General features: G+C 66.9%; 23 protein-coding genes and 4 tRNA genes. 9 read left to right on the top strand and 18 right to left on the bottom strand.

Annotated elements, in window-relative coordinates; translation table 11 throughout:
- Nucleotides 1–233: 233 nt before the first annotated feature.
- The 10 genes from rplA to ACFWU5_RS08800 all read right to left on the bottom strand — a co-directional run bounded on the left by rplA (nt 234) and on the right by ACFWU5_RS08800 (nt 5275).
- Nucleotides 234–947 carry a 50S ribosomal protein L1 gene (gene rplA / locus ACFWU5_RS08845; RefSeq protein ID WP_379243349.1) on the bottom strand — a complete coding sequence of 238 codons (714 nt, stop codon included), beginning with the start codon at nt 945–947 and terminating at the stop codon, nt 234–236.
- An 80-nt stretch (nt 948–1027) separates the two neighbouring features.
- Entirely contained in the window at nt 1028–1462 is a 435-nt protein-coding gene (rplK, locus tag ACFWU5_RS08840) for a 50S ribosomal protein L11 (RefSeq protein ID WP_019049397.1), read from the bottom strand.
- A 216-nt stretch (nt 1463–1678) separates the two neighbouring features.
- On the bottom strand, nt 1679–2512 hold the full coding sequence (gene nusG / locus ACFWU5_RS08835) for a transcription termination/antitermination protein NusG (protein ID WP_379243921.1): 834 nt from the start codon (nt 2510–2512) through the stop codon (nt 1679–1681).
- Between the two features lie 112 nt (nt 2513–2624).
- Entirely contained in the window at nt 2625–2999 is a 375-nt protein-coding gene (secE, locus tag ACFWU5_RS08830) for a preprotein translocase subunit SecE (RefSeq protein ID WP_379266654.1), read from the bottom strand.
- 32 nt (nt 3000–3031) lie between these two features.
- Nucleotides 3032–3104: transfer RNA gene (locus tag ACFWU5_RS08825), tRNA-Trp, on the bottom strand.
- A gap of 198 nt (nt 3105–3302) precedes the next feature.
- Nucleotides 3303–4373 (bottom strand): fused (3R)-hydroxyacyl-ACP dehydratase subunits HadA/HadB, encoded by a 1071-nt coding sequence (locus ACFWU5_RS08820; protein WP_379266710.1) that lies wholly within the window; start codon nt 4371–4373, stop codon nt 3303–3305.
- Nucleotides 4374–4535: 162 nt separating this feature from the next.
- A complete protein-coding gene (gene rpmG / locus ACFWU5_RS08815) occupies nt 4536–4706 on the bottom strand; it encodes a 50S ribosomal protein L33 (RefSeq protein WP_056814348.1) in 171 nt (56 codons plus the stop codon).
- Between the two features lie 36 nt (nt 4707–4742).
- Nucleotides 4743–4818 (bottom strand) — tRNA-Met (locus tag ACFWU5_RS08810).
- A 59-nt stretch (nt 4819–4877) separates the two neighbouring features.
- Nucleotides 4878–4950, bottom strand: a tRNA-Thr gene (locus tag ACFWU5_RS08805).
- A 242-nt stretch (nt 4951–5192) separates the two neighbouring features.
- Nucleotides 5193–5275, bottom strand: a tRNA-Tyr gene (locus tag ACFWU5_RS08800).
- A 175-nt stretch (nt 5276–5450) separates the two neighbouring features.
- Between ACFWU5_RS08800 and ACFWU5_RS08795 the strand changes: the two genes are divergently transcribed.
- A complete protein-coding gene (locus ACFWU5_RS08795) occupies nt 5451–5942 on the top strand; it encodes a YajQ family cyclic di-GMP-binding protein (RefSeq protein ID WP_379243353.1) in 492 nt (163 codons plus the stop codon).
- A gap of 18 nt (nt 5943–5960) precedes the next feature.
- Here ACFWU5_RS08795 and htpX read toward each other — a convergent pair whose 3' ends face one another.
- Nucleotides 5961–6827, bottom strand: a complete 867-nt coding sequence (gene htpX, locus ACFWU5_RS08790) for a zinc metalloprotease HtpX (RefSeq protein ID WP_379266653.1) — start codon at nt 6825–6827, stop codon at nt 5961–5963.
- 40 nt (nt 6828–6867) lie between these two features.
- Nucleotides 6868–7890, bottom strand: coding sequence for a polyprenyl synthetase family protein (locus ACFWU5_RS08785; protein ID WP_379266651.1), 1023 nt, complete (start codon nt 7888–7890; stop codon nt 6868–6870).
- Nucleotides 7891–8035: 145 nt separating this feature from the next.
- Between ACFWU5_RS08785 and ACFWU5_RS08780 the strand changes: the two genes are divergently transcribed.
- Nucleotides 8036–9301: a geranylgeranyl reductase family protein gene (locus tag ACFWU5_RS08780; protein WP_379266650.1), complete on the top strand. Its 1266-nt coding sequence runs from the start codon at nt 8036–8038 to the stop codon at nt 9299–9301.
- 28 nt (nt 9302–9329) lie between these two features.
- Here the strand turns inward: ACFWU5_RS08780 and ACFWU5_RS08775 are convergent, their stop codons facing one another.
- Nucleotides 9330–9833 carry a DUF2505 domain-containing protein gene (locus tag ACFWU5_RS08775; protein WP_379266649.1) on the bottom strand — a complete coding sequence of 168 codons (504 nt, stop codon included), beginning with the start codon at nt 9831–9833 and terminating at the stop codon, nt 9330–9332.
- Nucleotides 9834–10038: 205 nt separating this feature from the next.
- On the opposite strand from ACFWU5_RS08775, the gene ACFWU5_RS08770 reads away from it, so the two are divergent.
- The 4 genes from ACFWU5_RS08770 (at nt 10039) to ACFWU5_RS08755 (ending at nt 17132) form a co-directional block, all read left to right on the top strand.
- Entirely contained in the window at nt 10039–10479 is a 441-nt protein-coding gene (locus tag ACFWU5_RS08770; protein ID WP_379266648.1) for a DUF3592 domain-containing protein, read from the top strand.
- Between the two features lie 72 nt (nt 10480–10551).
- The gene (locus ACFWU5_RS08765; protein WP_379266647.1) at nt 10552–11694 is read left to right on the top strand and encodes a glycosyltransferase family 4 protein; all 1143 of its coding nucleotides are present in this window, start codon (nt 10552–10554) and stop codon (nt 11692–11694) included.
- 203 nt (nt 11695–11897) lie between these two features.
- Nucleotides 11898–12611 (top strand): demethylmenaquinone methyltransferase, encoded by a 714-nt coding sequence (locus tag ACFWU5_RS08760; RefSeq protein WP_379266646.1) that lies wholly within the window; start codon nt 11898–11900, stop codon nt 12609–12611.
- 207 nt (nt 12612–12818) lie between these two features.
- Complete coding sequence (locus ACFWU5_RS08755) at nt 12819–17132, top strand: molybdopterin-dependent oxidoreductase (protein WP_379266645.1); 4314 nt, start codon at nt 12819–12821, stop codon at nt 17130–17132.
- Between the two features lie 5 nt (nt 17133–17137).
- On the opposite strand, the gene ACFWU5_RS08750 is transcribed toward ACFWU5_RS08755, so the two are convergent.
- Complete coding sequence (locus ACFWU5_RS08750) at nt 17138–18181, bottom strand: aldo/keto reductase (protein WP_379266644.1); 1044 nt, start codon at nt 18179–18181, stop codon at nt 17138–17140.
- A gap of 82 nt (nt 18182–18263) precedes the next feature.
- Here ACFWU5_RS08750 and ACFWU5_RS08745 point away from each other — a divergent pair, with 82 nt between their 5' ends.
- Nucleotides 18264–18881, top strand: a complete 618-nt coding sequence (locus ACFWU5_RS08745; RefSeq protein ID WP_379266643.1) for a TetR/AcrR family transcriptional regulator — start codon at nt 18264–18266, stop codon at nt 18879–18881.
- Nucleotides 18882–18980: 99 nt separating this feature from the next.
- On the opposite strand, the gene ACFWU5_RS08740 is transcribed toward ACFWU5_RS08745, so the two are convergent.
- Nucleotides 18981–19571, bottom strand: coding sequence for a TIGR03086 family metal-binding protein (locus tag ACFWU5_RS08740; RefSeq protein ID WP_379266642.1), 591 nt, complete (start codon nt 19569–19571; stop codon nt 18981–18983).
- 267 nt (nt 19572–19838) lie between these two features.
- Between ACFWU5_RS08740 and ACFWU5_RS08735 the strand changes: the two genes are divergently transcribed.
- A complete protein-coding gene (locus tag ACFWU5_RS08735) occupies nt 19839–20090 on the top strand; it encodes a hypothetical protein (RefSeq protein ID WP_379243374.1) in 252 nt (83 codons plus the stop codon).
- Nucleotides 20091–20186: 96 nt separating this feature from the next.
- On the opposite strand, the gene menD is transcribed toward ACFWU5_RS08735, so the two are convergent.
- The 3 genes from menD to ACFWU5_RS08720 all read right to left on the bottom strand — a co-directional run bounded on the left by menD (nt 20187) and on the right by ACFWU5_RS08720 (nt 23376).
- A complete protein-coding gene (menD, locus tag ACFWU5_RS08730; protein ID WP_379266641.1) occupies nt 20187–21818 on the bottom strand; it encodes a 2-succinyl-5-enolpyruvyl-6-hydroxy-3-cyclohexene-1-carboxylic-acid synthase in 1632 nt (543 codons plus the stop codon).
- Between the two features lie 254 nt (nt 21819–22072).
- Nucleotides 22073–22444, bottom strand: coding sequence for a hypothetical protein (locus ACFWU5_RS08725; RefSeq protein WP_379243378.1), 372 nt, complete (start codon nt 22442–22444; stop codon nt 22073–22075).
- Nucleotides 22445–22929: 485 nt separating this feature from the next.
- A complete protein-coding gene (locus ACFWU5_RS08720) occupies nt 22930–23376 on the bottom strand; it encodes a DUF6918 family protein (RefSeq protein WP_379243380.1) in 447 nt (148 codons plus the stop codon).
- Nucleotides 23377–23487: 111 nt separating this feature from the next.
- Between ACFWU5_RS08720 and ACFWU5_RS08715 the strand changes: the two genes are divergently transcribed.
- Nucleotides 23488–24411 (top strand): 1,4-dihydroxy-2-naphthoyl-CoA synthase, encoded by a 924-nt coding sequence (locus ACFWU5_RS08715; protein ID WP_379266640.1) that lies wholly within the window; start codon nt 23488–23490, stop codon nt 24409–24411.
- The last annotated feature ends 21 nt before the right edge of the window (nt 24412–24432 follow it).

The raw sequence follows: 24432 nt of genomic DNA, 5'->3' as shown, positions 1-24432 counted from the left end.
AACGGCATCGACGACCTACGGTCTTCGGTAGAACGATGGGGGTGGTCCTCGAAAGATGTATGCACATCTCGCATGACCGTTGACCAGTGTACGCACACCTACCCCCATCTGCCAAAACGGGGTACTGCTGCCCTGAATCATCAAGGGCAAGTTGGTCATTGAACGCCGTGAGGGCGGGAACGCTTGTCGCGTTCCCGCCCTCACGGATGCTCTAGGAGCTGGTCAGCCGAAGCTCACGCATCCTCGTCCAGGAGGTTGCGGGTGCGGTTCGTGTCCACCGGGATGCCCGGTCCGGTGTTCGTCGAAACCGTGATCTTCTTGACGTAGCGACCCTTGGCGGTCGACGGCTTCACACGCAGGATCTCGTCCAGCGCGGCGCCGTAGTTCTCCACCAGCTTGGCCTCGTCGAACGATGCCTTGCCGATGACGAAGTGCAGGTTGGCCTGCTTGTCGACGCGGAAGTTGATCTTGCCGCCCTTGATCTCGTTGACGGCCTTGGTCACATCGTTGGTGACCGTGCCCGTCTTCGGGTTCGGCATCAGACCACGCGGGCCCAGGACGCGCGCGATGCGGCCGACCTTGGCCATCTGATCCGGGGTGGCGATCGCGGCGTCGAAGTCGAGCCAGCCGCCCTGAATCCGCTCGATCAGGTCCTCGGCGCCCACGGCGTCGGCGCCGGCGGCCTCGGCCTCGGAAGCCTTCTCGCCTGCGGCGAACACGATGACGCGGGCAGTCTTACCGGTGCCGTGCGGCAGGTTGACGGTGCCACGGACCATCTGGTCGGCCTTGCGGGGATCCACGCCGAGACGGACGGCGACCTCGACGGTCGCGTCGGTCTTGGTGGTCGCGGTCTCCTTCGCCAGGCGCGCAGCGGCCAGCGGGGAGTACAGGGCGTCGCGATCGACCTTCTCAGCAGCGGCGAGGTACGCCTTGCTTCGTTTTGCCATGATTTTCTGTCCTTAAGTTTCTGGTTTCAGATGTGGTTTGTGTCGGGCCTGGCCGGCCCTCCCACATGTGAGCGAGACGCTCAGCCTTCGACGGTGATACCCATCGAACGCGCGGTACCGGCGATGATCTTCGCGGCCTGATCGAGATCGGTGGCGTTGAGATCCTCGGCCTTGGTCTTGGCGATCTCACGGACCTGGTCCATGGTGACCTTGGCGACCTTGGTCTTGTGCGGCTCAGCCGAGCCCTTCTGCACACCGGCGGCCTTGAGCAGCAGGCGAGCAGCAGGAGGGGTCTTCAGCTTGAAGTCGAACGTCCGGTCCTCGTACACCGAGATCTCGACCGGGATGACGTTGCCACGCTGCGACTCGGTCGCGGCGTTGTACGCCTTGCAGAACTCCATGATGTTGACGCCGTGCTGACCGAGCGCGGGGCCGACCGGAGGAGCCGGGTTAGCGGCGCCGGCCTGGATCTGCAGCTTGATGATCCCGGCGAGCTTCTTCTTCTTGGGGGGCATCTTTCTTCCTTGGCTTTCTGGGGTTCGGTTCCTTACGGTTGCCGTAAGCCTCGTATCCGCGCACGACCGGTCCCCGACAGGTATTGCGGGGAAGTCAGAGCACGAACTATCACACTCTACTTGACACGGTCGACCACTAGGCAATCGGGTGGCGACCAGCACAAACGCGAAACGGCACCGCCGGTGAGCGGTGCCGTTTCGCGAAAGCGGGAAAAACTAGATCTTGGAAACCTGGGTGAAGTTCAGCTCCACCGGGGTCTCGCGACCGAAGATCGACACCAGCACCTTGAGCTTCTGCTGCTCGGCGTTGACCTCGGAGATCGACGCGGGCAGCGTGGCGAACGGGCCGTCCATGACGGTGACCGACTCGCCGACCTCGAAGTCGACCTCGATGGTGGGCTTGCCCGACGCCGAGCTACCCGAATCCGAACCACCGGCGGCGGCCGCGGCGGCCTTCTTCTGCGCCTGCGCACCGGCCGGGACCAGGAACTTCACGACCTCGTTGATGGTCAGCGGGGTCGGCTTGGCGCCGGGGCCACCGCCGGTCATGCCGACGAAACCGGTGACACCGGGGGTGTTGCGCACCGCGCCCCACGACTCGTTGTTCAGTTCCATCCGGACCAGGATGTAGCCCGGCAGCACCTTGCGGTTGACGTTCTTCTTCTGGCCGTTCTTGATCTCGGTGACCTCTTCGGTGGGCACCTCGACCTGGAAGATGTAGTCCTCGAGGCCCAGGTTCTGCACGCGGGTCTCGAGATTGGTCTTGACCTTGTTCTCGTAGCCGGCGTAGGAGTGCACGACATACCAGTCGCCGGGCACACGGCGCAGCTTGATCTTCATCGACTCGATCGGGTCGGCCTCGGGATCGTCCTCGGTGGCGACTTCTTCGATCACGTCTTCTTCGACGACAACCTCGTCGACAGCGGCCTCGTCATCGGCGGTGTCGGTATCGGCGAGCTCTGCGGCCTCGACCTCGTCGGTGGCGATGTCCGCCACGACCGTGTCGTCAACCGGGAACTCGTCGTTGGTGTCGTTCTCCGGGGTGCTCACTGAGGCACTCGCTTCCTGTGTCGTCACGTACATCCTCTGGACCGGGTCGGGTGCGCGGAGGCGCGCTCCGCCGTTCCGGCCCGCGATCGGCTACCGGCGTGGGTGTCGGCGATCAGCCGAACAGCCAGTCGACACCCTTGACGAACGCTACGTCGATCCCGGCGATGAACGCGACCATGAAGACCACGAACACCAGAACGACGGCCGTATAGGTGACCATCTGCTTCCGGTTGGGCCAGATCACCTTGCGCAGTTCCGCGACAACCTGTGTCAGGAACTCGAGCAACCGCTTGAACGGGTTGCCCGTCTTGGCCTTGGCGGCCGGCTTGTCTGCCTTGCGCGACGACGGCCGATCGAGCGTGGCCACCGCTCCGGTGTCTGCCGGAGTATCCGACGCACGCACACGTCGAGCGGACCGCTTACCACTCGGTCGAGTGGCAGCGGGGGTCTCCTCGCCGTCTTCGCGAGTATCCCGCTCGTCGCTCACGCCATCTCCTTGTTCGTCGCTGGCATTCAGGGCAGGGGCGACAGGACTTGAACCTGCAACCTGCGGTTTTGGAGACCGCTGCTCTGCCAATTGAGCTACGCCCCTTCGGTTGGACCAGCCGAGGCTGTGGTGTCCAACCACCAGTGTCACACAAGACACGCGCCGCTTCCGTGAGGAGAGAACTCCACACCGAAGATCAGCGCGCAGCAGCCGGTGACCCCAGAGTCCCGAGTGTACGTCACGGCGTGCGGTTATCGCCAATCCGCGACACCGCCGCAGGTCAGGACGGATTCCGGCCCCAGGTCAGGACAACTGGACGGTTGCTGTCGCGCGGCCGAAGATCTTTCTGCCTGCCGACTTCGCGGTGATCGCGACGACGGCGGTGCGGGTCTGCGGGTCGACCGATTTCACCTTGCCGGTGTACTCGACCTCGGCCGGGACGTCGGAACCGACATACACCGGGCTGGTGAAACGGACGCTGTAGTCCAACACGCTGCCGGGATCGCCCAGCCAGGAGGACACGAACCCGCCGCCAAGCCCCATCGTGAGCATGCCGTGCGCGACCACGTTGTCCAGGCCGACCAGCCGCACGACCTCGTCGCTCCAGTGGATCGGGTTGGCGTCGCCGGACACACCGGCGTAGTTGACCAGGTCACCGCGGGTCAGGCGGGCGACCCGCGCGGGCAGCTCGTCGCCGACCGACACACTGTCGAACGACAACGCGTGCGCGCTGACGGTGCGTTCGGGCGCGACGGTGATCGGATCGGGGGTGATCGCCGGCACCTGCGCGGGCGCGTGATGGTCGGGCTCGTCCTCGCCGATGCCGTGCATGAGCACATTGCGCACCGCGTCGGACATCGCGGGATCGATATCACCGCCGCTGCGGCCGATCAGGGTGGTGTAACTGGTGAGCACCAGTTCGTCGTCCTGGTCGGTGACGATGTTCTTGGTCACGATGATGTCGCCGCCGAAAGCCTGACGGAACGAATGCAGATACACATCACAGGTCAACTGGTCACCCACCCGGATCGGGCGATGGAATTCCAGGATCTGGTCGGTCTGCATGATCTGACTCAGGTCGTAACCGGTGACGATCTCTTCGAACAGTCGGCGCTGGGCGAGAATGCCGACCAGGGAGATGAAGGTGAGCGGGGCGAGCAGGCCGTCGTAGCCGTATTCGCGCGCGATGTCCTCTTCCCAGTGCACCGGGTGGTAGTCCTGCACGGCGCGGGCGTATTCGCGCACCTTCTCGCGGCCGACCTCGTAGTAGTCGTCGACGCGATAGTGGTGGCCGACCATCGAGGCCGCGTGGGCGGCGGGGTCGAACGATTCGGCAGCTGCGGCGGGGCCCGCTTCGTGAGTTCCGGTGTTCACTGTCACAGCGCCGACCTTACTGGCTTGTCAGACAGCACCGAAGTCGACCGGTGTAAAACGTGGCGCGTCCGGGTAATGTATGCGCCTCGCCTTTCCGGTGAATTTCCCGGAAAAAGCACAAAGGCCGGACTCTCGTCCGGCCTTCGGCAGATGTTCTAGAAACTAGCGCGACTCGCGGTGCGCCCGGTGAGTTCCGCAGTTGGGGCAGAACTTCTTGAGCTCGAGGCGATCCGGGTCGTTACGCCGGTTCTTCTTGGTGATGTAGTTGCGGTGCTTGCACTCGTCGCAGGCCAAGGTGATCTTGGGCCGGACATCGGTGGACTTCGCGGCCACGATTTGCCTTCTTTCCGGTCTGGGCTGAGTTGAAATTGGTAGCGATGGCCGGACTTGAACCGGCGACACAACGATTATGAGTCGTTTGCTCTACCAACTGAGCTACACCGCCACGGCGGACTAATATCCCGATGATGCCGCGGGTAGCCGCTCACCACCGGCAATCCGGCGAGCCCCCTAACGGAATCGAACCGTTGACCTTTTCCTTACCATGGAAACGCTCTACCGACTGAGCTAAGGGGGCATGACTACGTGGCACAGAGTCTGTGTCGGCAAGCCGATCAGCGTGACCCCGTGCTCCGGCGTCCTGAACGAGATTACACACTACCACCCTAGAGCACCAAATCGGCAGCTCACGGGCTGTTTTCAGCGCAGTTCAGCCCGGTGGAGGCGTAGCTGTCCTGTCGAGGCTACCCCGGTTCGACACCGGGGCAGTCCCGGAAACCAAAGAACCCCGCCGATCTTCATGATCGACGGGGTTCGAGGTGGCAGATGTAGGATTCGAACCTACGTAGGCATAAGCCGACGGATTTACAGTCCGCTCCCATTGGCCGCTCGGGCAATCTGCCGTGTGCGCCGTTTCCGGTGCGTGCAGCAGCTTACAACGTAGGTGCCCGGACTATCAAAACGCCTGCACAGACCCCCTGCGAACACCGGTTGTCCCCCTATGCGGGTACAACTGTCTCGATGGCCGGTTCTACCGGCACCGGAGTTCGCCGGACCTTCACAGGACAGGAGCGCAGTGTGGCTGATTCGTCATTCGACGTCGTGAGCAAGGTCGATCGTCAGGAGGTCGACAACGCTCTGCACCAGGCGGAGAAGGAGCTGAACTCGCGCTACGACTTCAAGGGCACCGACGCGTCGATCGCGTGGTCGGGCGAGGAAGCGATCGTGCTGACCGCCAACGCCGAGGAGCGGGTGCAGGCGGCGCTGGAGGTGTTCAAGGAGAAGTTGATCCGTCGCGATATCTCGCTCAAGGCCTTCGAGGCGGGCGAGGCGCAGCCGTCGGGCAAGGTGTTCAAGATCACCGGCACGCTGGTGCAGGGCATCGACACCGAGAAGGCCAAGAAGATCTCCAAGAAGATCCGCGACGAGGGCCCCAAGGGCGTGAAGGCGCAGATCCAGGGCGAGGAACTGCGGGTCAGCAGCAAGAAGCGCGACGATCTGCAGGAAGTGATCTCGCTGCTCAAGGGCGAGGATTTCGGCATCGCGCTGCAGTTCGTCAACTACCGGTAGTCGGGTCGTCGGCGGCACTCAGAGTTGGTGGGTGTCGCCTCTGGCCAGCGCTTCCAGGCGCTTGATGCGTTCGTCCATCGGGGGGTGGGTGGAATACCAGCGGGCCACGCGGTCGCCGGCGCGGAACGGGTTGGCGATCATCAGGTGCGATTCGCTGGTGATCTTGGGGTCCGGCGGGAGCGGGGCGGCCTGGACGCCGCGTTCGATCTTGCGCAGGGCCGAGGCCAGGGCGAGCGGGTCGCCGGTGAGTTCGGCGCCGGACTGGTCGGCTTGGAACTCCCGCGATCGAGACACCGCCATCTTGATCAGACCCGCGGCGATCGGGCCCAGCAGTGAGACGAGCAGCACGCCGATGACGTTCGGGCCGTTTCCGTCACGGTTGCCGAACGAGCTCGCGAAGAACGCCATGTTCGCGAGTCCGGTGATGATCGAGGCCATCGCGCCCGCCACCGACGAAATCAGGATGTCGCGGTTGTAGACGTGCGACAGCTCGTGCCCCAGCACCGCGCGCAACTCCCGCTCGTCGAGCAGTTGCAGGATGCCGCTGGTGCAGCAGACCGCGGCGTGCCGGGGATTGCGGCCGGTCGCGAACGCGTTGGGGGCGCTGGTGGGGCTGATGTACAGGCGCGGCATCGGCTGACGCGCCGCGGTGGCGAGTTCGCGCACGATCCGGTACATCACCGGCGCTTCCAGTTCGCTCACCGGTTGCGCGTGCATCGCCTTCAACGCCAGCTTGTCGCTGTTGAAGTAGGCGTAGGCGTTCACGCCCACGGCCAGCACGATCGAGATGATCAGGATCGTCGGGCTGCGAAACATCGCCCCGATAGCGACGATCAGCGCCGACATGCCGACCATCAAGGCGAAGGTCTTCATCCCGTTGGGCATGAATGAGCAACGCCGACCCGGGCCCGTTAGTTCCGTCTGGCTAACCCACGCGTTCGATCGTGTAGCGGACCAGGCGGGTGAGGGCGTCGTTGGCCGGGCCGGGCGGCAGGGCGGCCAGTTCGGTGTCGGCCAGGTCGGCGTACTCGGCGAGCTTTTCCTTGGCCAGCGCCATGCCCGGTGAACGGCGCAGCAGTTCCAGTGCCTCGTCCACCTCGGTGTCGGTTTCCAGCGGGCGGGCCAGCAGGGTGCGCAGGCGGTCGCCGTCGGGGGTGGTCTCGCGCAGGGCGTACAGCACCGGCAGGGTGTGCACGCCTTCGCGCAGGTCGGTGCCGGGGGTTTTGCCCGACTGTTCGGCCGAGGACGAGATGTCGATGATGTCGTCGGAGATCTGGAACGCGGTACCGACGGCGTCGCCAAGGCGCGCCAGTCGTTCCACGTGCTCGTCGTCGGCGCCGGAGAACGTGCCACCGAAACGGCCCGCGGCGGCGATCAGCGAACCGGTCTTCTCCCACACCACGCGCAGGTAGTGCTCGATGGGATCCTGGGTTTGCTTGGCGCCCATGGTTTCTCGCATCTGCCCGGTGACCAGCTCGGCGAAGGTCTCCGCGATGATGCGCACCGCGTCGGGGCCGAGCGTGGACGTCAGGCGCGAGGCGTGGGCGAACAGGTAGTCACCCGCCAGGATCGCGATGCTGTTGCCCCAGCGCGAGTTCACGCTTTCCGCACCGCGGCGCTGCGTCGCCTCGTCCATCACGTCGTCGTGATACAGCGTGGCCAGGTGCACCAGTTCCACGACCGTGCCCGCGGTGACCAGCGCCGGGTCGGTGGGATTGGGTCCGAGCTGACCGGTGAGCACGGTGAACAGCGGCCGGAACCGCTTACCGCCCGCCCGGGCCAGGTGCAGGGCGGCTTCCTGCAGGAATTCCTCGCCGTCGGAGAGTTCGTCGACGAGCAGTTTCTCGACCGCGGCCAGTCCGTCGCGCACGGTGACGGCGAGTGCGGGATCGACGAGGTCTACCCCGGCAACCACGGTGCTTTCGTCGCTCACAGCCGATGTGCTCATTATCTTCTCCCAGCGATGCGTCCGACCCCGACGGGTAGCAACCTAGCGTGTTCCGCCACTTCGGCCGATGAACCCCGTCACACAGTGACAATTCCCGGTGTACCCGACACTCTCGCACAACCGCCGACAGTGCCAGTATTGAGCCATGGGTTCACCGGATCTGCTCCCCGCCGACCATGCGTCGCTGCCCGCCGCCGTCGAGGTGCTGGTGGTCGGTGCCGGGCCTGCCGGTTCGGCGTCGGCGGCGTGGGCCGCGCGCGCCGGACGCGATGTGCTGCTGCTGGATTCGGCGGTTTTCCCGCGCGACAAGACCTGCGGCGACGGCCTGACCCCGCGCGCCACCGCCGAGCTGGAACATCTGGGTCTGGGCGAATGGTTGCGCGCGCACACGGTGAACCACGGGTTGCGGATGGCCGGATTCGGGCGCGAGGCGTTGCTGCCGTGGCCGGGCGGGTCGTTCCCGACCTACGGAAGTGCCGTTCCCCGAACCGAACTCGACGACAAGCTGCGCGAGACCGCGATCAAATCCGGTGCGCGGATGGTCGACGGCGCCAAGGTCACCGAGGTGCATCGCGACGGTGAACGGGTCACCGGGGTGAGCGTGCGCATCGGCGACACCACCCACACCGTGCGCTGCCGGGTGCTGGTCGTGGCCGACGGCGTGCGCTCCCCCATCGGAAAACAGTTGGGGCGCACCTGGCATCGCCGCTACGCCTACGGCACCGCCGCGCGCGCCTACATCAAGTCCGGGCGCAGCGACGACCAGTGGATCTCCTCGCATCTGGAACTGCGCAACGCCGCCGATGAACTCGTGCCCGGCTACGGCTGGATCTTCCCGCTGGGCAACGGTGAAGTGAACATCGGCGTCGGCTCGCTGGCCACCGAGGCGCGGCCCTCGCACATCGCGCTCAAACCGCTGCTCGAGCACTACACCCGGCTGCGCCGCGAGGAATGGGAACTGCACGGCGAACTGCGCGCAGTGGCCTCGGCGCTGCTGCCCATGGGCGGCGCGGTCTCGAACGTGGCCGGGGTGAACTGGGCGCTGGTCGGTGACGCCGCGGGCTGCGTGAACCCGCTCAACGGCGAAGGCATCGACTACGGCCTCGAAGGCGGGCACATGCTCGAGGGACTGCTCGACGAACCCGATTTGAGCACGGTATGGCCGCAGCTGCTGCGCGCGAAGTACGGGCGCACGTTCTCGGTGGCGCGCAGGCTCGCGGGGCTGGCCACGGCGCCGAAGTTCGTGCCGCTGGGTGGGCCGCCGGTGATGCGGTCGAAGTACTTGCAGCGCACCGCTGTTCGTGTGATGGGCAATCTCGTGACCGACGAGGACCTCGACCTCACCGCCCGCGCCTGGCGGGCGGCGGGCCGAGCCTCATTGCGTGCCGACGAACTGCCGCCGTTCAGCTGAGGCGCCTCCCTACACCGGTTCGAGGCGGTTAGCCGGCAGCGCTCGCAAACCAGTTCTCGATGAACTTGCGTTCGCTGTTCAGCACTCGCTGGTGCAGTTGCTCGGCCAGTGGTTCGATCGCGCCGCCTACCAGCGGGACCTTCACCTTGACCGTGCCGACGACCTCGATTTCACTGCCTTCGGCGGTGGGGCGCAGTTCGTAGGTGCCCGCCATCTCGGTGGTGATGCCGGTGGTATTGCCGGTGAAACTGCCCTTGGCGGTCTCGCCCTGCAGCGGCTGCCAGGTGTCGGTGCGCTCGAGCACCAGGTCGCTTTTGAGCACCTTCCGCACGAGACCGGGAACCTTGTCCTTACCTGGGGTTTCGGTCATGTGGAGGGTGATCGAGTCGGGGCCGTTCGGATGGGAGAGTTCGATGGTCGCGGTCTCGGCGGCGGCGAAACGCGCCTGCCAGACAGCATCGTCGACAAGTGCCCGGTGAAGCTCTTCGACCGGGACGGAGTAGGGCACGGTGAAGCTGAATTTGCGGGACATAGCGGGAATGCTATTGCAGTCGAATTCGTCACTGCCACATGGCAGGTAGTCGTTCTCGACAGGCAGTCCGTAGTTTTCGGCCGCCTTGATCTGGACTGACCGGAGGGTGCGACGAAGGAGTGCCCGGAGGGAGGGAAGATCAAGGTTAATAGGCCGAAAACCCGCGGCGCCAGCCGCCAAAAATACAGCCGGTAGGGTGGTGCGCGTGTCTGAAACCAGCCTGTCGGAGCGGCGGAACAAGCGCCTGCGGCGGGTTCAGGCGTGGGTGATCGGTGCCGCGGCGGTGATCAGTGTGCTGATGGTCCTGCTGGTGCTGGCGGCTTGGCGCAACGATTACGAGATCGAACAGCATCGAGGCGTGACCTCCGGTGAAGTGCTGTCCGCGGGGCGGTTGCGGTCGGCGGTGACCTATGTGACGCCCGACAGCGTGACCCACAATCCCAAGGTCGGCATCCTGTATCCGACGAATCTGACCGTGGGCCAGCGGATCAATGTCGAGTACAGCACCCGCGATCCCGACCTGGTCCGGGTGGCGGGGCGCGATGCGCGGGTGGCGATCATTCCGGCCGCCTCGGTGATCGTCGTGGCGTGGGCGCTGGCGATTCCGGTGCTGTGGTGGGTGCGGCGCAAGCAGCGCGCGGCGTAACTTCGTTTGCTGTTCGCCCCGGCTTCACGTCGGCGTGGGGGTGTCGCGCGGTGTGGCGGTCACCCTGGAAGGGTGCGCGTAGCCATCGTCTCGGAGTCTTTCCTGCCGAACATGAACGGTGTCGTCAACTCCGTGCTGCGGGTGTTGGATCACCTGGACCAGCACGGTCACGACGCCATGATCGTGGCGCCCGATTCCCTGCGCGGCGCCCCACCCGCACCGCGCTTTCACGGCCGCTTCCCGGTGCACCGCGTACCGGCGATGATGGTGCCGAAGGTCAGTTCGCTGCCGGTGGGGCTGCCGCAGCCCGGGATCACCGCCGCCATCGCCGATTTCGACCCCGACGTGGTGCATCTGGCCTCGCCGTTCCTGCTCGGCGCGGGCGGGCTGGCGGCGGCGACCCGGTTGGATCTGCCGACCGTGGCGGTGTACCAGACCGACGTGGCCGGATTCGCCAAGAGCTACGGCCTCGGGCTGGCCTCGCGGGCCGCCTGGGCGTGGACGCGACGCATCCACGAGGGCGCCACTCGCACGCTGGCGCCGTCGTCGGCGGCCGCGCACGATCTCGCCGAGCACGGGATCCCGCGCGTGCACCGCTGGGGTCGTGGCGTGGACATCGCCCGGTTCACCCCCGCCGCACGCAGTGAGGAACTGCGCGCGAGCTGGTTGGGAGCCGACGATCGGCTCGTTGTCGGGTTCGTGGGCAGGCTCGCGCCGGAAAAGCACGTGGAACGGTTGGCCGCGCTGGCCGACGACCCGTCGATCCAGCTCGTGGTGGTGGGCGACGGCCCGGAGCGGACGCGGTTGCGCAAACTGATGCCGGACGCGGTGTTCACCGGTGAGCTGGGTGGCAGCGAACTGGCCACGCATTACGCGAGCCTGGATGTGATGGTGCATCCCGGCGAACACGAGACGTTCTGCCAGGGCGTGCAGGAGGCGTTGTCGTCGGGTGTGCCGGTGATCGGCCCCGACGCAGGCGGTCCGCGTGATCTGATCGCGCACTGCCGCAACGGTTTTCTGCTGCCGGTCGACCGTTTCGCCGAACTGCTGCCCAGCGCCGTGTCCGCCCTGCGCGATGCCCGACAGCGCGGCCGGTTCGCGGCCGCGGCGCGAAAGTCGGTGTTGCACCGCACCTGGCCCGCGATCTGCACCGAGCTGATGGGCCACTACGCCGACGTCACCGGCACGCACCGGCGATTGCCGCGCACCGCTTAGTCGCAGTCCGCTGCAGCCACGCACACTTCGCCTTCGCCGCAGCCACGCACACTTCGCCTTCGCCGCAGCCACGCACACTTCGCCTTCGCTGCGGCCACGGGCACAGCGCTCGTGCGACTGCGACCACTGCGCGTCCCGCGTCCTCGCCCTTGGTGGTGAATCCCACTCGCGCTATTGCGGCGGAACAACTCTAAGCTCGGTGTGTGGCGACAACAGAGCAGCGGGAACCGATTCGGGCTTCGCTGGACAAGCAACCCCACGAGGTCGCGTCGATGTTCGACGGTGTGGCGAAGCGCTACGACCTCACCAACACGGTCATCTCCGGTGGCCAGGATCGGTACTGGCGGTGGGCGACGCGACGCGCGCTGGGCCTTCGCCCCGGCGAACGAGTGCTCGACCTCGCTGCGGGGACCGGTGTGTCGACCGTGGAGCTGGGCAAGTCCGGTGCCTGGTGTGTGGCCGCGGACTTCTCCCAGGGCATGCTCGGGGCGGGCCGGTTCCGCAAGGTGCCGATGGTGGCGGGCGACGCGATGGCGTTGCCGTTCGCCGACGATTCGTTCGACGCGGTGACCATCTCGTTCGGTCTGCGCAATGTCGCCGATATCGATGTGGCGCTGCGCGAGATGCTGCGGGTGACCAAGCCGGGCGGACGGGTGGTGGTCTGTGAGTTCTCCACACCGGTGTTCGGCCCCTTCCGCACCGTGTACATGGAGTACCTGATGAAGGCGCTGCCGCGGGTGGCGCAGGCGGTGAGTTCCAACCCGGACGCGTACGTGTACCTGGCCGAGTCGATCCGGGCGTGGCCCAATCAGCGCAGGCTGGCTCGTCGCATCGTCGATGCCGGCTGGGACTCGGTGCAGTGGCGCGACCTCACCGGTGGCGTGGTGGCGTTGCACCGCGGCTACAAACTGGGCTGAACACCCCCCGAACCCGGCGAAGGGTGGGGTGAGACCGGTCACCCCCGCCCGGCCACTCCCGCGCGGCAACCACACGGAATGTGCCCTGATCAGGGGTGATATTCGGGCCGCAACCTCACTGTGGAAATTTTGATGTGTGAGGTCGATTGTCACCTGGACATAACGTTCGGTAAATCGAGCGCAACGACCAATGCGGATGATCGAGTCATGACAGGGGAAGCGGACGGCCGCGACACGGACACTGTGCGTACACAGTGCTCGTATTGCGGCGTCGGCTGCGGCATAAACGTCCAGACAAAGACTGATCAGTCTGGTGCGCGGTTGATCGCGAAGGTCAGCGGCGACAAGCTGCATCCGGCGAACGCGGGCAGACTGTGCACCAAGGGCGCCACCCACGCGGAGATGATGGCCGCCCCCGGCCGGATGGCCACCGCCTACCGCCGCCCCGAACGCGGGCAGGCCCCGGCGCCGCTGCCGGTCGACGAGGCTGTGCACGAGACCGCCGCCCGGCTGCGCGCGATCCTGGACGAGCACGGCCCCGACGCGATCGCCCTCTACGTCTCCGGACAGATGTCGCTCGAGGCCCAGTACCTGGCCACCAAGCTGGCCAAGGGCTACCTGCGCACCAAGCACATCGAAGCCAACTCGCGCCTGTGCATGGCCAGCGCCGGCACCGGCTACAAGCAGTCGCTGGGCTCGGACGGGCCGCCCGGCTCCTACGACGACTTCGAACACGCCGACCTGTTCCTGGTCAGCGGCGCGAACATGGCCGACTGCCACCCGATCCTGTATCTGCGCATGGCCGACCGGCTCAAGGCGGGCGCCAAGCTGATCGTGGTCGACCCGCGCCGCACCGACACCGCGGCCCGCGCCGACCTGTTCCTGCAGATCGCCCCCGGCACCGACCTCGCCCTGCTCAACGGGCTGCTGCACCTGCTCGTCGCCGACGGCGCGATCGACACCGAGTTCATCGCGCAGCACACCGAGGGCTGGGACGCGATGCCCGAATTCCTCGCCGACTACCCACCCGCACGCGTGGCCGAACTGACCGGCCTGGCCGAGGCCGATATCCGCACCGCCGCCACGATGATCGCGCAGGCCGGCGAGTGGATGTCGCTGTGGACGATGGGCCTGAACCAGTCCACCCACGGCACCTGGAACACCAACGCCCTGGTGAACCTGCACCTGGCCACCGGCACCATCTGCCGACCCGGCAGCGGACCCTTCTCCCTCACCGGCCAACCCAACGCCATGGGCGGCCGCGAAATGGGGTACATGGGTCCCGGCCTGCCCGGTCAGCGCAGCCTGCTCTCCCCCGCCGACCGCACCTTCGTCGAAACCGCGTGGGATCTGCCCGCGGACACCCTGCGCACCGAGGCGGGCCCCGGCACGATCGACATGTTCCGCGGCTTGGCCGACGGTGAGATCAAGGCCGCGTGGATCATCTGCACCAATCCCGTTGCCACCGTGGCCAATCGCAAGACCGTGATCGCGGGGCTCGAGGCCGCCGAGTTGGTGATCGTGCAGGACGCTTACACCGAAACCGCCACCAACGCCTACGCCGATCTGCTGCTGCCCGCGACACTGTGGGCCGAAGCCGATGCGGTGATGGTCAATTCCGAGCGCACCGTCACCCTGCTGCAGCAGTCGGTCGACCCGATCGGCGAAGCGCGACCGGACTGGCTGCTGATCGCCCAGGTCGCCACCGCCATGGGTTTTCCCGGCTTCGACTTCGCTTCCAGTGCCGAGGTTTTCGCCGAACTGCAGCAGTTCACCAATCCGGCCACCGGTTACGACCTCAGCGGCATGAGCTACCAGCGCCTGGCCGACGGGCCGATGCAGTGGCCGTGCAACGACGCCGACAGCCCGCGCAACCCGATCCGCTATCTCAACGACGGCACCCACCAGCCGCTGCACGTGGCGGCCGACGGCACCACCCCGCGCCTGGCGTTCGCCACCCCGAGCAGGCGCGCGGTGTTCTTCCCGCGACCGCACCTGCCCGCCGCGGAACTGCCCGACGACGACTACCCGTTCCTGCTCAATACCGGTCGGCTGCAACATCAGTGGCACACCATGACCAAGACCGGCAAGGTCGCCAAGCTGACCAAGCTGAACGGCGCGCCGTTCGTGGAAGTGCATCCCGAGGATGCGCGCCGCCTCGACCTCGAGCCCGGCGACCAACTGGAGATCGCGTCGCGCCGCGGCCGTGCCGTCCTGCCGGTGCGTATCAGCGATCGTGTGCGACCTGGTGATTGTTTTGCTCCCTTCCATTGGAACGACGAACAGGGCGAATACCTCACGATCAACGCGGTCACCAACGACGCGGTGGATCCCGCTTCGCTGCAACCGGAGTTCAAGGCCTGCGCGGTGGCACTGCGCCGGGTCGGCCCGGCACCCACCGCGGAACAGGCTCCCGCGCAGCCGTCCCAGCTCCCCGCACAAGCCGACCAGCCTGCCGAGCATCCGCTGGCCGGAGTACTCGGCCTGGACGCCGGCGCCTCGCCCACTCTCAGCGAGACCGAACGCATCTACCTCGGCGGTTACCTCGCCGCCCTGCGATCACTGCCGGTGACTGGTCAGCCGGTGCTGCCGGCGAGCGCACCGCTGTCCACCCGATCCCGCCTGTGGGTCGACGGACTGCTGGCCGGCATGTACTCCCGCAATGTCGGTGCCGCCACCGACATCCCCGACAGCCCTGTCCCCCACCCGCTCACGGTTCTGTGGGCCTCCCAAACCGGCAACGCCGAGGAACTGGCCGCCACCGTCGCCGCCCGGCTCACCGAAGCCGGACTCACACCGTCACTGCTGGATATGGACTCCTGCGAACTCACCTCGATCACCGGTGACGTCCTCGTCGTGACCAGCACGTTCGGTGACGGCGGCCCACCCGACAACGGTGCCGACTTCTGGACCCGCTTGGAAGACAGCATCATTCGACTCAACGGGGTGCGCTACGCGGTGTTCGCCCTCGGCGACTCCTCCTACGATGACTTCTGCGGGCACGGCCGCAAACTCGACACCCTGTTCGCCGAGCGTGGTGCCAAGCGGCTGCTGCCGCGGGTGGACAGCGAGCCCGATTTCGACGACACCGCGCAACAGTGGCTCGACGATGTCCTGGCCGCGATCACCACCCACGATGACGGCAACTCATCGGGCGGCCGTTCACAGGGTCGCGATCCTCTGCCGACCGGTCGCGACGGATCGCCCGGCAGCCCTTCTCGAAGCGACAGTTTCGCCGGTGGTGCCAACAACTCCTTCCCAGTTGGTGCTGCCAATAACGGTGTCTCCCATGTGAGTTCGGCCCGCCCGCTGCCTTCCCCCGCCGGCCGCGGTGGAGCGACCGTGCTCGACCGCCCCCTCGCCACCACCCAGCCCCGCGTGCAGCGCGCCGCCGCCGCACCGTTCACCCGCCAATCCCCGGTCCTGGCCACCCTGATGCGCAACGAGATCCTGAGCGCCCCCGGTTCACCGAAAGAGGTGCGGCGCTTCGGTTTCGACCTGCACGACCTCGACGCCGGATACGAAGTCGGCGACTCGCTGGGCGTGCTGCCCGCCAACTGCCCCGAACTGGTCGAGGAATGGCTGACCTGCACCGGCCTCGACGGCCGACGCGTGATCGAACTCGACAACCGCGAACTCACCCTCACCGATGCCCTGCGCACACATTTCGACATCACCAAGGTGAGTCAGGATCTGCTGGGCTTCATCGGCGAACGCAACCCGCACCCGCAGCTGGCCAAGCTGCTGCGCCGCGACAACCGCAACGAGCTCGCCTCCTACCTGTGGGATCGCCAGGCCGTCGACGTGCTGCGCGACTTCCCGGTGCGCACCGACCTCGTGGACTGGCTCGGTGCACTGAAAAAGCTGCAGCCACGCCAGTATTCGATCTCGTCCAGCCCGCTGACCACCCCCGACGAGGTTCAGCTCACGGTCGGCGTCGTCCGCTACGGCGACCCGGTGGGCACATCGTCGCGTCGCGGCGGGGTGTGCTCGACGTTCCTGGCCGACCGGGGCACCACCGAGGTGCCGATCTTCCTGCAGCGGGCCCCGCACTTCCGCCCACCGCTGGACCCGACCGCCCCGATGATCATGGTGGGGCCGGGTACCGGCATCGCTCCCTTCCGCGGATTCCTGCACGAACGACGGGCCATCGGGGCGACCGGCCGCAACTGGCTGTTCTTCGGCGACCAGCACGCCGCCCAGAACTTCTACTACCGCGGCGAACTGGAAGACATGTTCCGCTCCGGCTTCCTCACCCGCCTGGACCTGGCCTTCTCCCGCGACCAGCGCGAACGGGTCTACGTGCAGCACCGGATGATCGAGCACGGCGCCGAGCTGTGGTCGTGGCTGCGCGACGGCGGCCACTTCTACGTCTGCGGCGACGCCTCCCGGATGGCCAAGGATGTCGACGACACCCTGCTGCGGATCGCCCAGATCCACGGAAAGCTGGACGAGGCGGGTGCGCTGGCCTTCAAGAAGCAGCTCGTGGCCGAGAAACGGTACGTGCGCGACGTGTACTGACCCGATCAGGCCGCGCGGATCGCCGGCGGGTTGAGCCGGGCGAAATCGGGCAGCCGGTGATACGGGTAGTACGGGTACGGGGGTGTGGTCGCGCTCGCGGCATCCAGGGCGGCCACGTGTTCGGGGTCGAGCTGCCAGCCCACGGCACCCAGGTTCTGACGTAACTGTTCCTCGTTGCGGGCACCGATCAATACCGAGCTGACAGTGGGACGGGTGAGTAACCAGTTCAGCGAGATCTGCGGGACGCTGCGGCCGGTGTCGGCGGCGATCCGGTCGAGAACATCGACGATGTCGTAGAGCTTGTCGTCGTCGACAGGAGGGCCTGCCTGTGCGGTCTCGTGCAGTCGGCTGCCGGCCGGAAGTGGTTGTCCGCGCCGGATTTTGCCGGTGAGCCTGCCCCAGCCCAGCGGGCTCCAGATGATCGACCCGACGCCCTGGTCTGCGCCCAACGGCATCAGTTCCCATTCGTAGTCGCGACCGACCAGCGAGTAGTAGACCTGGTGCGCCACCGGCTTTTCCAGTCCGAGCGACTCGGCGGTGGCCAGGGTTTTCATCAGTTCCCACCCGGCGAAGTTGGAGACGCCCAGGTAGCGGATCTTGCCTGCGCGCACGAGATCGTCCAGGGCCGTGAGGGTTTCCGCCAGCGGGGTGCCCGCGTCGAAGGCGTGTAGTTGGAACAGGTCGAGATAGTCGGTGCCAAGACGTCGCAGCGAAGCGTCGACGGCGCGGATCAGCCTGGCCCGGCTCGAACCTGCTTCGTGCGGGCCGGGGCCGGTGGGCAGGGCCGATTTCGTGGACAGCAGGACCTGGTCGCGCCGACCTTTGATCGCCGCGCCCAGTACTTCCTCGGACGCACCGTCGGAATACACATCCGCGGTGTCGAACAGGGTGACGCCGGCCTCGAGGCTGATGTCGATCAGCCGCCTGGCCTGCGCGGCATCGGTATCGCCCCACGCGCTGAACAGGGCACCGCGGCCACCGAAAGTGCCTGCGCCGAAACCGAGTGCCGGAACGAGAAGACCTGATGCGCCGAGCCGCCGATATTCCATGAGAGCTCCTAAGGGGTCTATAGTTTCGTTAACACGGCCGACAGTACACCCGATTCGCGCTAAATGAAACAGGAGTTCCGTTATGGACTACGACATCGCCTGGCCCGGCTCCATTCGCCCAGGTGGACGCACCGCCCGCGTGCGCGAATCGGTGCTGGAAGTGGCCGGCGATCTGCTGGCCGACCGCGGATTCGCGCATCTGGACCTGACCGAGGTCGCCACCGCGGCCGGGGTCGGCAAGACCACCGTCTACCGTCGCTGGCGCACACCCGCGGGCCTGGTCGCCGACCTGCTCGTGGACATGGCCGACCAGTCGCTGCCGCGCGCGGACACCGGTTCGCTGCTCGACGACCTCACCGCCAACGCCCGACTGGTCGCGAAGACACTGGCCGACGGTCGCCAGAGCAACCTGTTCCGGGCCGTCATCGCCGCCGCCACCTGCGACGATGTCACCGCCACCGCCCTGCACAGCTTCTACAACACCCGCCTGGCCGAATGGGAACCCTGCGTCGACGCCGCCATCGTCCGCGGCGAGGCACCGGCGGGCACCGACCCGCGCGCGGTGCTGTCGGCGGTCTCCGCGCCGATGTACTACCGATTACTGGCCAGCGGCGATCCGATCGATCTCGACATCGCCGACCGCTCGGCCAGAGCCGCCGCCATCGCCACCATCGCCGGAGCCTTCGTCACCAGCGCTTAGCAAGCCCGCTGCTCGGCTATGCCCCGCCGCTCGGGCTATGCCGCTGCTCGGCTATGCCGCCGCTCAGCCATGCCACTGCTCGGCTATGCCACTGCTCGGCTATGCCACTGCTGACGAACGCCAGGCGGGGTCGCGGCCCGTCAGTCCGAGCACACGCTCGAAAACCGGGGCGTCGGCGGGGATCTCGACGATCGGGCCGAACAAGCCGGGTGTGCCCTCGGGGTCGGTCTCGCTCAAGAACTCGAGCAGGATCGCCGAGTCCGTCGGGTCCACGCGCAGGTCCTGGCCGGTGGCGACGGCGAGATCCCAGCCGTGGATGACGATCTCGTCGAGCGCGACCATCGCCATCACCGCGGCGGGCATCCGCACGCCACCGGCTTCGGTGTCACCGTCCCACGCATCGTCCACCCGCCATGCGGCCGTCAACGCTTCCAGTTGCGCGGGAATCAGCGTGCGCCAATCGTTCGGCAACGCGATATCGGTGCCGCTGGGCGGGGGCGCGGAGTTGCCCACCGCTTCCTTCGTCGCGGCCTGTCGGAAAGCCTCGATCAGGCCGACGACATGGGCGAGCACGTCGCGCACGGTGGACGCGCCACATGGGGTCGAGTCGGCGAGCTGGTCGTCGGATATGCCGTCGACGATCGCGGCCAGCGATCGGGCGGCGGGTTCGAAGTCGAATCGCGGTTCCATGAGCACTCCTCGTCGGATGGCAGGCGGCTGCACTCATGATGACGACGGCACCGCCGGAAAATCATCGGTGTGGGTTGCCGACCGCCCGAGATCGGCGCACCCTGGACAGCGCAGGGCCGATCAACGTCACCGCACGTCAGCGACGCAACATGTCAGCGTCACCGCACGTCAACGACACACAGCATGTCAGCGTCACACCGCACGTCAGCGTCACCGTACGTCCGAGGCAACCGCCGTCCGAGGTAACGACGACGAACAGGAGCACCGATGATCGAGTACGAAACCGCTCGCCCGCTGGACGAGGTCCCCGAGGCCGACCGCATCGAACAGCAACAGTCCGCGTTCCTCGACCCCGATGATCCGGCCTACTTCGACGCCGCCGACTACACCGACGAGATGGCGGCCAATATCGCCCGCGACGCCGACACCGCCAACCCGGCGGACGTGATCGAGCAGACCATCCCGGTCCCGATGGACGAGGACGGCGACGGGTTCATCGTCGCGAGCAGCGCCGACTGACTCCCCCTGCGGGGAGCCCGCCCACGTGCACCATTTCGCGCGCCCAGCCGGCGCGAAGGTTGGGCGCGATCTCGCCGCGGGTGCGCCTCGCCGGGTCTAGTCGGCGATCTTGGTCCGCAGGCTCGCGTGCAGTTCACGCAGGCTGGATCGTTCGGTCGCGACCTCGAGCACCCGCAACCCGTGCGCGTCAGCGGCCAGTTCCACCGCGAGCTCGGCGGGGTCGACCTGGCGGTGTGGGATGCGGTAGGCGGCGCACAGGGCGGCCAGGTCCATGCCGTGTGGGGTGCCGAACACGCGCTCGAACACGCCCGCGTACTGCGGATCGCCCTGTTCGAGCAGTTCGAAGATGCCGCCGCCGTCGTCGTTGGCGACCACGATCGTGAGGTTGTCGGGCCGTGGTTCGCCGCGGCCGATCAGCAGGCCGGACGCGTCGTGCAGGAAGGTCAGGTCGCCCATCAGCGCCACCGTGCGACCGGGATGCGCGAGCGCGGCGCCGACCGCGCCGGAGACCGTGCCATCGATCCCGGCCACTCCGCGGTTGGACAGCACCCGGATTCCCGCACGCGGATGCGACACCAGCGCGGCGTCACGCACCGGATTCGACGCGCCGAGCAGCAGCAGATCGCCGTCGCGCAACGCCGCCATGACCACGTCCGCCACGTGCAGACCGGTCGCCTTCGGATGCGTGGCCAGCTCCGCCCGCACCACCGATTCGGCCTGCTCGTTCAATTCGCGGCAGCGCGCCAGCCAGGCCGGATCGGGAGAACCGCTGGTCACCGCGCGGGTGCCGGTCCCCACGACATTGCCGGAGACATCGGGCCACCGCGGGCCGGTGGTGAGCGCGAACACCGTGACGTTCGGGTCGGCCAGTACCCGCGAGACCTGCCGGTGCAGGGTCGGGCGGCCGGTGATGATCGCCTGGGTCGGTTTCAGCAGGGCCAGCGCCAGCGGGTGCAGGGCGGGACCGTGCATCGGCGCGGTCGGCTCGGCCACGGTCGGCAGGTCGGCCAGTTCGGGCAGCAAGCGTGCGCCGTGGCCGGAGATGACGACGGTGTCGGGGGTCAGATCGATGTCGAGGGGCACGTCGAGGGTGGCGTATTGGGTTGCCGTCCACGGCCGCTCGCCGTCGCGACCGGCGGGCAGCGGGTCGTCGGACAGCTCCGGGACCAGCGGTTCACGCAGGGGAATATCGAACTGGACCGGTCCCGCGTTGCCGGATCGGGTGCCGCGCGCGGCGGCCAGCACCCGGCACACCGTCGAACGCCACACGCTGTTCTGACGCGGGTAGGCAGCTTCTCCCGCTTCGGCTTCGGCCAGCCCGAGGCTGATGGTGGCACGCACCTGCGAGCCGAACAGTCCCAGCTGTTCCACGGTCTGGTTGGCGCCGGTACCCAGCATCTCGTAGGGGCGGTTCGCGCTGATGACGATCAGCGGCACCCGTGCGTAATTGGCCTCCAGCGCAGCCGGACCCAGGTTCGCCACCGCCGTGCCCGAGGTCATCACGACCGGCACCGGCCGCCCCGACGACACCGCGAGGCCGATCGCGAGAAATCCCGCGGTGCGCTCGTCCACGCGCATGTGCAGACGTAGTTCCCCGGCCACATCGGCGGCCTGCAGCGCGAAGGCCAGTGGGGCGTTGCGCGATCCGGGGCACAGCACCACCTCGCGGACGCCGCCGCGCACGAGTTCGTCGACGACCACTCGCGCCTGGGCTGTTGAGGGATTCACAACTACCAGCGTGACAGACCTGGCGGTCTTGCGCTGCTGCTGCCCCCTGTTAGCCCGAACACCCCCACGGCACCGAACCGGGCCGGAGCCGATAAAGCGCTGCGGCACAATCGAATCGATTCATTCACTCGATCACAGAGAAGCAGCAATTGCACCGCAATTGAATTGGCAATTGATCTTGATCGAAAACAAAAGAAAGCGGCGACGAACCGAAGTTCGCCGCCGCTGTGAATTCTCTTACTGCCCTAGCTTATTCAGCCGGCAGCGTTGAGGTCCTTCAGGCCGAGCAGGATGTCGATGACATTGACGCCGGTGCCGGTCATGTTGTTCAGGGCCGAGCTGCCGGTGTCGAGGATGCCGACGCCGTCGGACAGGGCGGCCGAACCGGTGGCGAGGCCACCCAGAGCAGCCGAGCCCGCACCCAGGGCGGCGGAACCGGTGCCACCGGCGGCGGTGGCGCCGAGGGCGGCCGAACCGGTGCCGCCACCAGCGGCGGCGAGAGCGGCGGAGCCGGTACCGGCGGCAGCCGAACCAGCGGCAGAACCGGCGAACGCGTTGGCAGCGGCGGCCGGGCCGGCCACGGCGATCGCGATGGCACCGGCGACGACGAGAGACTTGCGAATCATGAGAGTTCCTTCCAGGCCCGCCGCAGGGCTGAATTGCAATGTGGCGGAATGCAATGTGGTGATCCGAACGACTATCCGCTTTTCGCTGCGATCTGCGGACAACCCGAAAGGTAATCGATTCCTGAGCCCAGTTGCTAATCCGTTACACGTGTCGATTATCACCATGAATATCGTGCTAACCCTATATTTTCTGCACGTTAATTCTGCGATAGTGACGGGCTGCACAATCGATCGGGAAACATGGCTATCACCCGGCGATATCCCTGGCTAACTCTGGGCACCGTCCCCGGATACCCCCGTCGAAAAGTTACCAATGTTAACTACCCGCGTGTGACGCACGGCATCGTCGGATCCCACGCCGAACAGCGGGTTCGCGACCGGAAGCACTCCAGGCCGCACACCCAGCGGGTGTACGGCCTGGAGAACATCCACTCACGGTCGGAGGCGAGCCCGAACCTGCGACTCGCCCCCGTGACGCGAAACGGTCAGCCCGCGTGCTTCTGCACCAGGTCGCCCACGCGCGGCAGCGCCTCGATCACGTGCTTCTTCGCCGAACCACGCATCGACGAGTACACCTTCTTCAGTGCGGGCCGGGTGGACGACTCGGCGCGGGCGTCGGTGACGGCCAGCAGCGACTCGGCGACCTGATCGGACTTCGCGGCCAGCAGATCGGCGAAGGTGCCGGTGCCGGAGGTGGTGAACTCGGCCCAGTACGGCTGGAGCTGATCGAGCAGCTTCGGCGCCAGCGACGCCAGACCGTCGGGAACGATGGTCGGGCTGATCTTCTTGACCGCCGCGTAGCCACCCTTCACCGCAAGGCCGGACGCCCCACCTTTGTCCGAGACCTCGGCGTCGAGCACCTCGACGGCGTCAGCAAGGAAAGCCGGACGCTTGGCGTCGTCGAGCAGGGATTCAGACAGTGCTGCAACCACTTTCAGGTTCCTCCGGATCGGTTCGATGTACGAGCAGGCGCAACTATACGCATCGGGGCTTGCACGCACGCGGCGACTGCTCGAGCTGCGGTGTTACGTCCTCGTACCGGGATGTCGGACCATAGGGCAATAATCGTGGTCGTGACTTTCGATCCGAAGCTGTGGCAGACCGTTCCGGGGTTCGAGGACCTGACCGACATCACCTATCACCGGCATATCGACCAGGGCACGGTGCGGGTGGCGTTCGACCGGCCCGAAGTGCGCAACGCGTTCCGCCCCCACACCGTCGACGAGCTCTACCGCGCGCTGGACCACGCGCGGATGACCCCCGACGTGGGCGCGGTGCTGCTCACCGGCAACGGGCCCAGTGAGAAGGACGGCGGCTGGGCGTTCTGTTCCGGTGGCGACCAACGCATTCGCGGGCGCAACGGCTACCAGTACGCCGACGGCGAGACCGCCGACACCGTCGACGCCGCCCGCGCGGGCCGGTTGCACATCCTGGAAGTTCAGCGGCTGATCCGGTTCATGCCCAAGGTGGTGATCGCGCTGGTCAACGGCTGGGCAGCCGGTGGCGGACACAGCCTGCACGTGGTCTGCGACCTGACGTTGGCCTCGCGCGAGCACGCGAAGTTCAAGCAGACCGACGCCGATGTCGGCTCGTTCGACGGTGGTTACGGCAGCGCGTATCTGGCGAAGATGGTGGGCCAGAAGTTCGCCCGCGAGATCTTCTTCCTCGGCAGGCCCTACACCGCCGAGGAGATGCATCAGATGGGTGCGGTGAACAAGGTCGTGGACCATGCCGAGCTCGAGAACGTGGCGCTCGAGTGGACCGCGGATATCAACGGCAAATCGCCGCAGGCGCAGCGGATGTTGAAGTACGCGTTCAACCTGCTCGACGACGGTCTGGTCGGTCAGCAGTTGTTCGCGGGTGAGGCGACCCGCATGGCGTACATGACCGACGAAGCGGTCGAGGGCCGGGACTCGTTCCTGGAGAAGCGCAAGCCGGACTGGACGCCGTACCCCTGGTATTTCTGAGTCGTGCGGGGCGCGGCCGAC

It is taken from the genome of Nocardia sp. NPDC058640 (genome assembly GCF_042716995.1).
Taxonomy (GTDB): domain Bacteria; phylum Actinomycetota; class Actinomycetes; order Mycobacteriales; family Mycobacteriaceae; genus Nocardia.
The sequence above is the reverse complement of the archived record's forward strand: the minus strand, read 5'-3'. Positions and strand labels throughout refer to the sequence as shown.

What these genes read in the sequence shown, in the direction of transcription:
- htpX (WP_379266653.1), bottom strand. Translation starts at nt 6,827, where the DNA reads ATGCCCAACGGGATGAAGACCTTCGCCTTGATGGTCGGCATGTCGGCG.
- rplA (WP_379243349.1), bottom strand. Translation starts at nt 947, where the DNA reads ATGGCAAAACGAAGCAAGGCGTACCTCGCCGCTGCTGAGAAGGTCGAT.
- ACFWU5_RS08775 (WP_379266649.1), bottom strand. Translation starts at nt 9,833, where the DNA reads ATGTCCCGCAAATTCAGCTTCACCGTGCCCTACTCCGTCCCGGTCGAA.
- ACFWU5_RS08780 (WP_379266650.1), top strand. Translation starts at nt 8,036, where the DNA reads ATGGGTTCACCGGATCTGCTCCCCGCCGACCATGCGTCGCTGCCCGCC.
- ACFWU5_RS08785 (WP_379266651.1), bottom strand. Translation starts at nt 7,890, where the DNA reads ATGAGCACATCGGCTGTGAGCGACGAAAGCACCGTGGTTGCCGGGGTA.
- ACFWU5_RS08715 (WP_379266640.1), top strand. Translation starts at nt 23,488, where the DNA reads ATGTCGGACCATAGGGCAATAATCGTGGTCGTGACTTTCGATCCGAAG.
- ACFWU5_RS08755 (WP_379266645.1), top strand. Translation starts at nt 12,819, where the DNA reads ATGACAGGGGAAGCGGACGGCCGCGACACGGACACTGTGCGTACACAG.
- rplK (WP_019049397.1), bottom strand. Translation starts at nt 1,462, where the DNA reads ATGCCCCCCAAGAAGAAGAAGCTCGCCGGGATCATCAAGCTGCAGATC.
- ACFWU5_RS08725 (WP_379243378.1), bottom strand. Translation starts at nt 22,444, where the DNA reads ATGATTCGCAAGTCTCTCGTCGTCGCCGGTGCCATCGCGATCGCCGTG.
- ACFWU5_RS08740 (WP_379266642.1), bottom strand. Translation starts at nt 19,571, where the DNA reads ATGGAACCGCGATTCGACTTCGAACCCGCCGCCCGATCGCTGGCCGCG.
- ACFWU5_RS08735 (WP_379243374.1), top strand. Translation starts at nt 19,839, where the DNA reads ATGATCGAGTACGAAACCGCTCGCCCGCTGGACGAGGTCCCCGAGGCC.
- ACFWU5_RS08750 (WP_379266644.1), bottom strand. Translation starts at nt 18,181, where the DNA reads ATGGAATATCGGCGGCTCGGCGCATCAGGTCTTCTCGTTCCGGCACTC.
- ACFWU5_RS08745 (WP_379266643.1), top strand. Translation starts at nt 18,264, where the DNA reads ATGGACTACGACATCGCCTGGCCCGGCTCCATTCGCCCAGGTGGACGC.